This window comes from Arthrobacter sp. CJL-S3 (assembly GCF_056711635.1).
In genome coordinates, this window is the sequence record NZ_CM160046.1 from 1,804,721 (window position 1) to 1,816,582 (window position 11,862).

Consider the following 11,862-nt stretch of genomic DNA (forward strand, 5'->3'; position numbering starts at 1 on the left):
CAGTGGTGCCACTGTTTGCCTCACTGTCAGAGCCCCGTGAAAGAGTCTTGCCATGACCGCCCCACTTCTTGCCCACGCCACGGACTATGGCCGGATGTATGCCCGCTCCACGACGGAGCAGTTCTCCGTGCCGTCCATCACCACGGTGATCGGCCAGCAGCCCCACGGCCTGGACGGATGGTTTGGGTACATGGGCGCCAACAGCCTTGCCCAGGATCCGACTCTGCCCGGCATTCTCGGCAGCCCGGCAAAAGTGCGCCAGGCAGTGAGCCGCGCGGCGAAGGCGGCGGAGACTTACCGCGACGACGCGGCGAAGCGAGGGGACCGGGTGCACAACTACTGCGAGCAGGTTGCCTTGCGTGCCCTGGGCCGCCCCCACCAGATGAAGGAAACGCGCGAAGCCCTTGCCGCCAACGGCGAGGAAGGGTTTGCGGCCCGCTTCGACGAGTGGTGGGAACTCTTCCAGGTGGAGCCGATCGCCCCGGAAATTACCGTCTGGAACAAGACCGTCGGCTACGCCGGCACCTTGGACCTTGTGGCCAAGATCAATGGCCGGACCTGCCTCATCGACTACAAGACCAAGGGCACCAGCCGCGACGGCACCGTCAAACCGCTGGATGACAAAGTAGTCATGCAGCTCGTGGCCGGCATGAAGGCCGAGGAAAGCCTCGTAGACCCGGTTGCAGGGGAGTGGGAGGCCTGGCAGCACGGCGAATCCCCGATCCTGCTGGCGGTGGCGATCGGCGAGACCGAAGTCCGTCCGCTGCGCGCCAACCCGGACGTCCTGAAGCACCACTGGTGGAAGTTCTGCGCCCTGCGGCGCGTCTGGGAAATGTCCGCCGACACCACTGCTGCCGGAACGGCGCTGCTCCCGCTGGCGCCGCCGCCTATCACCCGGTAGTCCCAACTCGGCCGACCCTGCCCGCCGCGCCTCAGGCTGGTGGCGGCGCGGCCAACATTCGTGCGGGTGCCGGAATTAGCTGCGCTGTCCTGCAGGCTCCCGAGTTGCCCAGCTGCACTGTCCTGAACACTCCCGAGTTGCCCAGCTGCGCTGGCCTGCACGCTCCCGAGTTGCGACGTTACTGGCCACCGCAGCCTTGCGGCCGGGCTGGACCCATCAGGCGGCGGTGCCGAGGTCTGCGGGGCGGAAGTAGTGGTTGCGTCTGGGTTTTTGGCGTGGGTCGAGGTGGGGTGGCGGGGTGAACCAGGGGATGCCGGTGCGGACCTGGATGGTCCAGTGTTCTTTGTGGATTACGTGGTGGTGGTGGGAGCAGAGAAGTGCCGCGTTTTCGGTGCCGGTGGTGCCGCCGCGGGACCAGTAGTCGATGTGGTGTGCTTCGCACCAGGGGGCGGGGATGGTGCAGCCGGGGAACGCGCAGCCCTGGTCGCGGGCGGTGAGGGCTTTGCGGATGTGCGGCGGGAAGACCCGTGAGGTGCGGCCGATGTCCAGGATCCGGCCTTCGCTGCCGAGGAGGATGGGGATGATGTCCGCGTCGCAGGCGATCTTGCGGACCGTGGAGGCGGTGACGGGTCCGGTGAAGAGCAGGTTTCCGGTGTGCTCCGGCGTGGCTCCCGGGCGGAAGGGGTCGCCGGCGGCGCTCCGGACGTCCGTGTCGCTGGTCCCGTCGCTGGTCCCGTCGCCGTGTCCGAGCCGGGCGAGGAGGTCGCGGTAGTCGATGGTGACCATGACCTGGGGCCGGAGTCCGCCGGCGGCGGGCAAGGTCCCGGCGACGAGGGCCACCTTGGCGGCGCCGACGAGGCCGTCGAGTTGCCGCTGCGGCCGGGTGCGCTGATCCAGCCGTTCCGCTGCAGCCGTGTCGTCCGCATCACCGTCGACGGCGGAACCACCCCCGGCCCCGGATACGACGCCGGTCCGCGGATTGGTGGCGGTGTTCATGACGGTCAGGAGGTGTTCGAACTGTTCGGCGGTCGCGAAGATTTCCAGGTGCTGGAGTCCGTGGCGGGGTTTGCGGATGAAGGCGCCCTGAAGCTGGCGCAGGAGTTCCTCGGAGGGCTCGGCGCCGTCCTGATCCAGCGCATCGGTCCAGCTCCGAGCGACCCGGGTCAGGAAGTCCGGGTCATTCTCCACCGCGGTGCGGGTCAGGGCGTGTTCCATCCGGTCGGTGGCCTCGGCGTCGCAGACGTGCCGGACACGGTCCAGGGCCAGGGTGATGATGGTCGCGGCCCGGGACGCGACCTCACCGGCGGCAACGGCGGACCCGAGGTCCCCGTGCACCGGCGGGAGGGTTTCGCCGGTGAATCCCCGCCGCGGCAGCAGACTGTCGGCGAGGGACAGCCGGCGGCGGGCCTCGCCGGCGCTGATCCGCAGCCGCGCCCGCAGGAACTCCGTGGTATTCCGGTACCCGTCATCCGCAGACACAGCCGGGGCGTCAGCAACAGCGACAGCAACCGCCCGGCCGTCAGCTGCTGCCGGGGAATCCACAGCACCAGCCCCAGTGCCGACCCCGGCCTCCGTGGAAGCGGCGGGGCCGGTGGTTTCCCGCCAGCCGGTGGTCCACGAGGTGCTGGCTTTCGTGGCGGCGGCCGTGGCCTGTCGCCGGGTCCGGTCCACGGCCCCGGCCGCCACGAGCTGCAGGTACTCCGCGACCCGCGAGAGCTCCTCCACGGTGCCGGCGAAATCCGACGCGCCCTGGAACCCCAGCAGCGCCGCGTCCTCGACCGCCGTCAAACCAACTTCCCGGAGGATGGCGAGGGCCTCCTCCACACCGTCGATACCGGGCTGTCCGGCCCGGGAGGATCCGAGGCCGGTGCTGCGTTCAGCGTCCCGGTCCGTGTCCTCGAAAGGAATGAAATCCCTGACGGTTTCCATGAAACAAAATCTACCGTCGAGCTCTGACATTCTTCGGAAGCCCGGAACGGGGCAACAGTTCTGCGGGCGGGCTTCTTGCACAGGGCGACACTTTCGCCCTCCACCCAGGGCGACACCGCCCCCGCCCACGGGCGACACTTCGCCCTCCTCCCAGGGCGACACTTCGCCCTCCTCCCAAGGCGACACCGCCCCCGCCCAAGGGCGACACTTCGCCCCAGCCCGGGGCGCCGATGACCCCGCCCAAGCCGATTCCTCGGAACCCGTCCGGGCCGAGACCCGGTGTGCAACTAAACTGGACTGGATCCCGTCGCCGCCCACTGTAAGGACAGATTGCACATGGCCATTTTGAATATCCGCATCATCGGGGATCCTGTGCTGCGCACAGTTGCCGATCCCGTGACGGAATTCGGGCCTGAGCTGGCGAAGCTTGTTGCCGACATGACCGAAACCATGGAGGACGTGGACGGTGCAGGCCTGGCCGCGCCCCAGGTCGGCGTCAGCCAGCGCGTCTTCACGTACCGCATCGGCGGCGTCGAGGGACACATCATCAACCCCGTGCTGGAAAACAGTGACGACTTCCAGCCCGACGAGGTCGAGGGCTGTCTTTCCATCCCCGGTCTCGGCTTCCCCGTCCGCCGGCACCGGCACACCCGCGTCACCGGCGTCGATCTGCACGGCAACCCCGTGACGGTGGAGGGCGAAGGCATGCTGGCGCGGGCCTTCCAGCACGAAACCGACCACCTCGACGGCATCCTCTTCACGGACCGGCTGGAAGGTGAAGACCGGAAGACCGCGCTGCGCGCCATCCGGAACGCCAACTACGACTCCATCACCGAACAGACGACGGCGAAGCGCGCCAGGACTGTCGGCACCAGCTTCGGGTCCGGCAACGCGGGTTCGGGCAGCTTCGGCACTTTCGGTAACTCCCAGTGAGGGTTCTCTTCGCCGGGACGCCGGCCGTGGCCGTGCCGTCCCTGGACGCCCTCGTCGCGGCCGGGTTCGACGTCGTTGCCGTTCTCACCCGCCCGGACGCGCCGCTCGGACGCAAACGCGTGCTGACGCCGTCGCCCGTTGCTGCCCGTGCGGCGGAACTGGGCATCAGGATCATCCACGCCGCCAAGGTCGACGCCGCGGTGACGGAGCAGATCGCGGCCGCCGCTCCCGACGTCGCCGCCATCGTGGCGTACGGCGGGCTCATTCCCCGGCCGGCCCTCGACCTTCCCCGGCATGGCTGGATCAACCTGCACTTCTCCCTGCTGCCGGCCTGGCGCGGCGCGGCGCCCGTGCAGCGGTCCCTGATCGCCGGAGACGACGTGACCGGGGCGGTCACCTTCCGGCTGGAAGAGGGACTGGACACCGGCCCGGTGTTCGGCACCCTGACCGAAGCCGTGCGGCCCGACGACACCGCCGGGGCCCTGCTTGAGCGGCTGTCCCACAGCGGCGCCGTGCTGCTGACCCAGACACTGTCAGCCGTCGACGCCGGCCAGGCCGCAGCGGTGCCGCAGCAGGGCGAGGTCAGCCTCGCCCCCAAACTCACCCTCGAGGACGGCCGGCTCGACTGGCAGCAGCCCGCCCTCGCAATCGGACGGCGGGCCCGCGGGGTCACCCCTGAACCAGGCGCGTGGACCACCCTCGACGGCCATCGGATCAAGCTGGAACCCGTGATTCTGCGGCCCGGCGACCCGGCGTTGAAACCCGGACACCTGGCCCTGGAGGGCAAGAGTGTGCTGGTGGGGACCGGCTCGCACCCGGTGGAGCTCACCCGGGTCCAGCCTTCGGGGAAGAAAATGATGACCGCCGCCGACTGGGCGCGCGGACAGGCAACACTGGAAAGCGTGGTATTCGAATGAGCGAGTCCGGGACGAGCGGCAGCGGCCGCGGCAACGGCCCCCAGCGCGGCGGAGCCGGCGGCCAGCGCGGCGCCGGCCAAAGCGGCCAGGGGAGCCAAAGCGGCCAGGGCGGTCGGGGCCGGGACGGGAGCCAGCGGAACGCGCAGGGCCGGGAACGCAACCGCGGGCCGCAGCGGGGCTTCACCGAGAACGCGCCGTCCCAGCGCACCCGACGGGCGGACCCCGCCCGGCTCGTGGCCTTCGAGGTCCTGCGCGCCGTCGCCGCCGAGGACGCCTACGCCAACCTCGTGCTGCCCGCCCGGATCCGGCACCATAACCTCGACAAGCGCGACGCCGGCTTCGCGACGGAGCTGAGCTACGGGGCACTGCGCGGCCAGGGCACCTACGACGCGATCCTGGCCCGCTGCGTGGACCGGCCGCTGGACCAGTTGGATCCGGCCATCCTCGATGCGCTCCGGATCGGCGCCCACCAGCTGCTGGCCATGCGGGTCCCCGCCCACGCCGCACTGGACCAGACCGTCGGCCTGGCCCGCGCCGTGATCGGCGCCGGGCCGTCGGCGCTCATCAACGCCGTGCTGCGCAAGGTCTCCGCCCGCACGCTCGACGAGTGGCTGGACCTGCTGCTCAGCGACGAGACCGACGAAACCAAAAAAGCCGCCATCCGCTACGCCCACCCGGAATGGATTGTCCGGGCCCTCCGGCAGTCCCTGGTGGCCCACGGGCGCCCCGTCAGCGAAATCAGCGACCTCCTCGAGGCGGACAACGCCGCCCCGGTGGTCAACCTCGTGGCACTCCCGGGGCTCGGCAGCCTCGACGAGGCCCTCGACGGCGGCGCCACCCCCGGTGAACTCGTCGAAGGTTCGGCGCTTTCCAGCGGCGGAGACCTCGGCCGGCTCGCCTCCGTCCGTGAAGGCACCACCCGCGTCCAGGACGTCGGCTCCCAGCTCGTGGCCCGCGCCATGGCCGCCGTCGAGCTTGACAGCAAAGGGACTGGCACCGGGACTGCAGGGAACCCAGGCGCCGGGACGGAACCGGCAGCCGAACGCTGGCTGGACATGTGCGCCGGCCCCGGCGGCAAGGCGGCCCTGCTCGGAGCCCTCGCCCGCGAGCGGGGCGCCACCCTGCTGGCCAACGAACCCGCACCGCACCGCGCCAAACTGGTCCGGCAGGCCCTCGCTGCCGTGCCGCACGAGGTCTGGCATGTGCGGACCGGCGACGGCCGCGAGGTGGGCACGGAGATGCCGGAGAGCTTTGACCGCGTGCTCGTTGACGCGCCCTGCACCGGACTCGGCGCCCTGCGCCGCCGCCCGGAATCCCGCTGGCGCCGGACGCCGAAGGACCTGACGGACCTCGGCCCGCTGCAGCGCGAGCTGCTCAAATCCGCGCTGGCCGCCGTGAAGCCAGGCGGCGTGGTCGCCTACGTGACATGTTCACCGCACCCGGCGGAGACAACCGCCGTCGTGAGCGATGTCATGCGCAAACGTGAGGACCTCGAACTGCTCGACGCCGGTGCGGTGCTGGACAGCGTCAGCCTCACAGGCCACCTCGACGCCGGACACGAGCTCACCGCCCAGCTCTGGCCGCATGTGCACCGGACGGACGCCATGTTCCTGGCGCTCATCCACAAAAAGGCCTGACCAACAGGGAATACTGGGGCACTGGAGCCCGCGCCTTCCACCGGACATCTCAGCAGAACGACAAGGAATTCCACATGGCCAAGTGCTGTATCAACCCGAGCATCCTCTCCGCCGACTTCGCCAACCTCGAAGCCGAACTGCGCAAAATCAGCACCGCCGATGCGGTGCACGTGGATGTCATGGACAACCACTTTGTCCCCAACCTCTCGCTGGGGCTCCCGGTGGTGGCGCGCCTGCAGGAGATCAGCCCGGTGCCGCTGGATGCCCACCTGATGATCGAGCACGCGGACCGCTGGGCTCCGGCCTACGCCGACGCCGGCGTCGCCTCCGTGACGTTCCACGCCGAGGCCTCGATTGCGCCGATCAAGCTCGCGCGGGAGCTGCGGGCCCGCGGCGCTAAGGCGGGGCTGGCGCTCCGGCCGGGCAGCGGTGTGGAACCGTTCCTGGACATGCTCGGTGAGATCGACATGCTGCTGATCATGACTGTGGAACCGGGATTCGGCGGCCAGGAATTCCTGGACCTCACGCTGCCGAAGATCCGCCGGGCCCGCGCGGCGATTGACGCGTCCGGGCTGGACGTGGCGCTGCAGGTCGACGGCGGCATCACCGAGGACACCATCGGGCGTGCCGCGGACGCGGGTGCCAACGTCTTCGTGGCCGGATCCGCCGTCTACGGTAACGATGATCCGGCCAAGGCCATCGAACGGCTCCGCGCCGCAGGCCAGCGCTAACCGCACTAATGGCCGTGCGCCACGGGCGGCCCGCGCGGCGGGGCGAAAATGACGCAAGCTGTAACATCCAGCCGGCGGGAATAGCCAAAGCTACCCTGCGGTTGTGCCAGAATAGCAAGACACATACGTGCTCCGGGGTCGGTGTAAGTCCGAACCGGCGGTTATAGTCCGCGACCCGCGCGCCGGCGCTTCCCTCGGGAAGGCCGCCGGCAGACGGTTGAACCGGTGGAACTCCGGTACCGACAGTTAAAGTCTGGATGAGAGAAGCACGTACAGCTGTTACTGCGGTGCCCTCGTGGCGCCGCGGAAGTTCGCTGTCGTATACCCCCGGAGCCATCGCGGCTTTTGAGGGAAGGAACGACACACAACATGAACTCTCTGCGATGGCTCTTCACCACCACTCCGGTCTTCGAAAGCCCGGTGGCAGGTTGATGAGCCTCAAACACTCAACACACGAGACGGCCGACTCCACAGACGAAACTGTGGCCGACGCCGTCGCCGACGCCGTGGCCGTTGCCGGCTTCAGCGCAGCCGAAGTCGCCGCCATGGAGGCCGCCCTCGCAGCAGCCCGGCAGGGGCCGCGGGGCGCGAACCCGCTGGTCGGCGCCGTCGTCATCAACGCTGACGGAACCCCGATAGTCACCGGCCACCACCGCGGAGCCGGCACCGCCCACGCGGAAGCCGACGCGATCGACCAGGCAAAAGCCGCCGGCCTGGACCTCAGCGGCACCACGATGGTGGTCACGCTGGAGCCGTGCAACCACTCCGGACGCACAGGGCCCTGCGCCCAGGCGATTATCGGGGCCGGCATCTCGGACGTCGTCTACGCAATCGACGATCCGCACGACCCCGCCGCCGGCGGCGCGGCAACCCTGCGCGCCGCGGGAGTCCGCGTCCGCTCCGGCCTCGGCGCCGAGGCTGCGTTGGAACTGAACCGGCGATGGTTCGACGCCGTTGCCGAGACCCGCCCCTTCGTCACCCTGCACATCGCACAGACCCTTGACAGCCGGATCGCCGCCAGCGACGGCACGAGCCAGTGGATTTCCAGCCCGGAATCGCTCGCCGACAACCACGCCCTGCGCGGCCGGATCGACGCGATCCTGGTCGGAACGCAGACCGTACTGGTCGACAATCCGCGGCTCACCGCCCGCGGTGCCGACGGCGAACCTGCCGGCCGTCAGCCGCTGCGCGTCGTGATGGGCTACCGGGGGATTCCCGACGGCGCCGCCATCAACGGCGACGACGGCAAGGTCCTCCACCTGCCCACGCGGAATCCGCGGGAAGCGCTGGACGAGCTGTTCGCCGCGGGAGTCCGTCACCTCATGGTGGAAGGCGGCTCCCGGATCCTCAGTGCCTTCCTCGCCGCCGGGCTAGTGGACGAACTCATCGTCTACCTCGCCCCGACGCTCCTCGGCTCCGGAACGTCGGCACTGGAGGACCTTGGCATCACCACCCTGGCGGACGCCCAGCAGTGGGAATGGGACCCCGCCTCCGGCGGGGCGGTCCAGCAGCTCGGCCGCGACCTGCGGCTGCATTTGCGCCCCGCCCTGACAGCCAGCGCCTCAGCCAGCGCCCGGACTGCCAGCGCCCAGACGGCCAGCGCTACAGCCACCGCCCCGGCACCCGTGCCGGCCGCCACCAACACTTCAGCCGATTCAACCCCGCTCCGCACAGGTGCGGACACCGCCGCAGGAGGCAACTGATGTTCACCGGAATTATTGCCGAGCAGGGGAAGGTGTTGTCCGTTGACCGCAACGGCGACATCAGCGCCACCGTCCGGCTCCACGCACCCGGCAGCACCGAGGGACTAGCGCTCGGCGGCTCCATCGCCGTCAACGGCGTCTGCCTCACGGCCACGGAAATCGACGGCAAAGACTTCAGTGTTGACGTGATGGGCGAAACCCTGACACGCAGCACCATCGGCGAACTCGCCGCCGGCGACCCCGTCAACCTGGAACGCTGCGTCCCGGCCGGCGGCCGGCTCGACGGGCACGTCGTCCAGGGCCACGTCGACGGCGTCGGGCAGCTGCTCGAGCGCGAGGCGCTGGGCAACTGGGACCGGCTCCGCTTCGGCGTTCCCGCCGGACTGGCACGCTACATCGCCGAGAAGGGGTCCATCGCCGTCGACGGCGTCTCCCTGACGGTGACCGCCGTGAGCCCGGCCGCGGAACCGGCGCCGTGGTTCGAGGTCGGGCTCATCCCCACCACGCTGGCGGACACGGGACTGGGCGCGAAAACCCCCGGCAGCCACGTGAACCTCGAAGTTGACGTCCTGGCGAAGTACACTGAGCGCCTGCTCGCTTTTTCAGGTGCGGCAGCCGGGGGAGCAGCAGTACGCGCGAAGGGGGCAACAGCGTGAACAACGTCAAGGACATCCCTGCCCCGCAGCCCCTTCTCACCGAGCCCGCCGAGTCTGCCCTGCCCGCGGAGCTTGCCGCCCCGGTCATCCCGCCGGTGGGCCTGGACCTGATCGAGGACGCCATCCGGGCGATGGCCGCCGGCCGCCCCGTCCTCGTGGTCGACAACGAGGACCGCGAAAACGAAGGCGACATCATCTTTGCCGCCCAGCACGCCACTCCGGCGCTGATGGGCTGGACCATCCGGTACAGCTCCGGTGTGATCTGTGTACCGCTCGACGCCGGCCGGGCCGACGCCCTTGCGCTGCCGCCGATGGTCGAAATCAACGAGGATGCCAAGGGCACCGCCTACACGGTGTCCTGCGACGCCGCGGTGGGCGTCAGCACCGGAATCTCCGCCACGGACCGGGCCCTGACCGCCCGGATCCTGGCCGATCCCGGCAGCCAGCCGGCGGCGCTGACCCGCCCCGGGCATGTTTTCCCGCTCCGCGCGGTTAAGGGGGGAGTGCGGGAACGCCCCGGCCACACCGAAGCGGCCGTGGAACTGTGCCGGCTGGCCGGACTCGAGACCGTGGGAGTGATCGCTGAAGTGGTGCACGACAACGGGGAAATGATGAGACTGGACGGACTTCGGGGCTTCGCCCGCGAGCACGGCTGCCCGCTGGTCTCGATTGCGGATCTGGTGGCTTACCTTGAGGCCGGACAGCCTGCCGGCCCCACGACGGACCCGGTTTGATGGAGGAGAAACGATGACGACGTCGGAAGCACAAGAACAGCGGTCTGCCGGACGCCAGCCGCATCCGGTCAGCGCCGGCCCGGTCGTCCAGCTGCCCACCGCCTTCGGTGAATTCGTGGCGCAGGCCTGGACCGACCTGGCCACCGGCGCCGAGCACCTGGCGGTCAGCTCCCCGCTGCCGCCGGTTGACGGGATGGCCCCGCTGGTCCGGCTGCATTCGGAGTGCCTCACCGGGGACGTTTTCGGCTCCTACCGCTGCGACTGCGGGGAGCAGCTGGCCTACGCCCTCGAGATGATCAACGAATTCGGCGGGACCCTGCTGTACCTGCGCGGCCAGGAGGGCCGGGGGATCGGCCTGGCCAACAAGATGAAGGCCTACGCCCTGCAGGAAGCCGGCTTCGACACCGTGGAGGCCAACGAACAGCTGGGCCTGCCGGTGGATGCCCGCTGCTACAAGGCCGCGGCCCAGATCCTCGCGGACATGGGACTGCACGAGGTCCGGCTGCTGAGCAACAACCCGGACAAGCAGGACCGGCTGGCCCAGGCCGGGGTCCACGTTGTGGAGATGGTGCCCACGGAGGTTCCCTCCCGGGAGCAGAACATCCGGTACCTGCAGACCAAAAAGGACCGGATGGACCACCGGCTGGTCCTGGACATGGAGCCGGCTGCGCCGGTATCCGGCCCCCGCGGGTTCGACCAAGACTGACAGACTTCCGGGCGGCCCCGCGCGGGGCCGCCCGACGTTTCAACGCGCACACGTGTCGACGCACACGTGTCGACACACACCACGACTGAACAGAACAAGGATTCCCAATGAGCGGACACGGCGCACCACAGATTGACCTCAGCACCTTCAAGCCGGAGGAAACCTCCCAACTGAAACTGGCCATCGTGGCCGCGAGCTGGCACACCCAGATCATGGACGGGCTGCTGGACGGCGCCCTGCGCGCGGCGAAGGACGCCGGCATCAGCGAACCGACCGTGCTCCGCGTCCCCGGCACCTTCGAGCTCCCGGTCGCCGCGGCTAGGCTGGCACCGCACTTCGACGCCGTCGTGGCGCTCGGCGTCGTGATCCGTGGCGGAACGCCGCACTTCGAGTACGTCTGCGAGGCGGCCACGCTGGGCCTGACCGAGGTCTCGGTGCGCACCGGCGTCCCTGTTGGCTTCGGCGTGCTGACCTGCGACACGGAACAGCAGGGCATCGACCGGGCCGGGCTGCCCGGCTCCACCGAGGACAAGGGCCACGAGGCCGTCACCGCCGCCCTGGCCACCGCGGTGACGCTCCAGCAGTTCAGCTAAGCCCGCAGTCACCAGGTCCGGCCGTGCCCCCCGCGGGGCACGGCCGGACCCCGACCGACCCGCCCAATGTGCAATCGCTCACATCCCCGCCGTCATGCAAGGGCCCGGCAGGCGCCCTCCGCCCGCGAGCAAGTAGGCTGGAGGGTGTGAAGAATTTCGAATCGCTGTTCGCAGAACTGAGTGAGAAGGCAGCCGTCCGTCCGGAGGGCTCCCGCACCGTCGCCGAACTGGATTCCGGAGTCCACGGCATCGGCAAGAAAGTCGTGGAGGAAGCAGCCGAGGTCTGGATGGCTGCCGAGTACGAATCCGATGAAGCCGCCGCCGAGGAAATCTCGCAGCTGCTCTATCACCTGCAGGTTCTGATGCTCGCCAAAGGACTCACCCTGGAAGACGTCTACAAGCATCTCTAGCCACGTCCGCGC

At 69.6% G+C, this 11,862-nt stretch carries 12 protein-coding genes and 1 riboswitch; of the genes, 11 read left to right on the forward strand and 1 reads right to left on the reverse strand.

Going from position 1 to position 11,862, the window contains the following annotated elements:
• Positions 1 to 52 precede the first annotated feature (52 nt).
• Positions 53 to 901 carry a cytochrome gene (locus AC06G6_RS08130; protein ID WP_307462911.1) on the forward strand — a complete coding sequence of 283 codons (849 nt, stop codon included), beginning with the start codon at positions 53 to 55 and terminating at the stop codon, positions 899 to 901.
• A gap of 216 nt (positions 902 to 1,117) precedes the next feature.
• Here AC06G6_RS08130 and AC06G6_RS08135 read toward each other — a convergent pair whose 3' ends face one another.
• Positions 1,118 to 2,830, reverse strand: a complete 1,713-nt coding sequence (locus AC06G6_RS08135) for an HNH endonuclease (protein ID WP_479827966.1) — start codon at positions 2,828 to 2,830, stop codon at positions 1,118 to 1,120.
• Between the two features lie 336 nt (positions 2,831 to 3,166).
• Between AC06G6_RS08135 and def the strand changes: the two genes are divergently transcribed.
• The 10 genes from def to AC06G6_RS08185 all read left to right on the forward strand — a co-directional run bounded on the left by def (position 3,167) and on the right by AC06G6_RS08185 (position 11,850).
• The gene (gene def / locus AC06G6_RS08140; protein WP_479827968.1) at positions 3,167 to 3,763 is read left to right on the forward strand and encodes a peptide deformylase; all 597 of its coding nucleotides are present in this window, start codon (positions 3,167 to 3,169) and stop codon (positions 3,761 to 3,763) included.
• On the forward strand, positions 3,760 to 4,680 hold the full coding sequence (fmt, locus tag AC06G6_RS08145) for a methionyl-tRNA formyltransferase (RefSeq protein WP_479827970.1): 921 nt from the start codon (positions 3,760 to 3,762) through the stop codon (positions 4,678 to 4,680). The genes def and fmt overlap by 4 nt, the downstream gene beginning before the upstream one ends.
• The gene (locus tag AC06G6_RS08150; protein WP_479827972.1) at positions 4,677 to 6,317 is read left to right on the forward strand and encodes an RsmB/NOP family class I SAM-dependent RNA methyltransferase; all 1,641 of its coding nucleotides are present in this window, start codon (positions 4,677 to 4,679) and stop codon (positions 6,315 to 6,317) included. The genes fmt and AC06G6_RS08150 overlap by 4 nt, the downstream gene beginning before the upstream one ends.
• A gap of 74 nt (positions 6,318 to 6,391) precedes the next feature.
• Complete coding sequence (gene rpe / locus AC06G6_RS08155; RefSeq protein WP_479827974.1) at positions 6,392 to 7,048, forward strand: ribulose-phosphate 3-epimerase; 657 nt, start codon at positions 6,392 to 6,394, stop codon at positions 7,046 to 7,048.
• Positions 7,049 to 7,171: 123 nt separating this feature from the next.
• A riboswitch (FMN riboswitch) is annotated at positions 7,172 to 7,322 on the forward strand.
• A 271-nt stretch (positions 7,323 to 7,593) separates the two neighbouring features.
• Positions 7,594 to 8,751: a bifunctional diaminohydroxyphosphoribosylaminopyrimidine deaminase/5-amino-6-(5-phosphoribosylamino)uracil reductase RibD gene (gene ribD / locus AC06G6_RS08160; RefSeq protein ID WP_479828590.1), complete on the forward strand. Its 1,158-nt coding sequence runs from the start codon at positions 7,594 to 7,596 to the stop codon at positions 8,749 to 8,751.
• Entirely contained in the window at positions 8,751 to 9,407 is a 657-nt protein-coding gene (locus tag AC06G6_RS08165; protein ID WP_479827976.1) for a riboflavin synthase, read from the forward strand. The genes ribD and AC06G6_RS08165 overlap by 1 nt, the downstream gene beginning before the upstream one ends.
• A gap of 131 nt (positions 9,408 to 9,538) precedes the next feature.
• The gene (gene ribB, locus AC06G6_RS08170) at positions 9,539 to 10,141 is read left to right on the forward strand and encodes a 3,4-dihydroxy-2-butanone-4-phosphate synthase (RefSeq protein ID WP_479828592.1); all 603 of its coding nucleotides are present in this window, start codon (positions 9,539 to 9,541) and stop codon (positions 10,139 to 10,141) included.
• A gap of 13 nt (positions 10,142 to 10,154) precedes the next feature.
• Positions 10,155 to 10,847 (forward strand): GTP cyclohydrolase II, encoded by a 693-nt coding sequence (ribA, locus tag AC06G6_RS08175; RefSeq protein WP_307462898.1) that lies wholly within the window; start codon positions 10,155 to 10,157, stop codon positions 10,845 to 10,847.
• Between the two features lie 107 nt (positions 10,848 to 10,954).
• Positions 10,955 to 11,440 carry a 6,7-dimethyl-8-ribityllumazine synthase gene (gene ribH, locus AC06G6_RS08180; RefSeq protein ID WP_479827980.1) on the forward strand — a complete coding sequence of 162 codons (486 nt, stop codon included), beginning with the start codon at positions 10,955 to 10,957 and terminating at the stop codon, positions 11,438 to 11,440.
• Positions 11,441 to 11,586: 146 nt separating this feature from the next.
• Entirely contained in the window at positions 11,587 to 11,850 is a 264-nt protein-coding gene (locus AC06G6_RS08185; protein ID WP_018772463.1) for a phosphoribosyl-ATP diphosphatase, read from the forward strand.
• Positions 11,851 to 11,862: the final 12 nt, after the last annotated feature.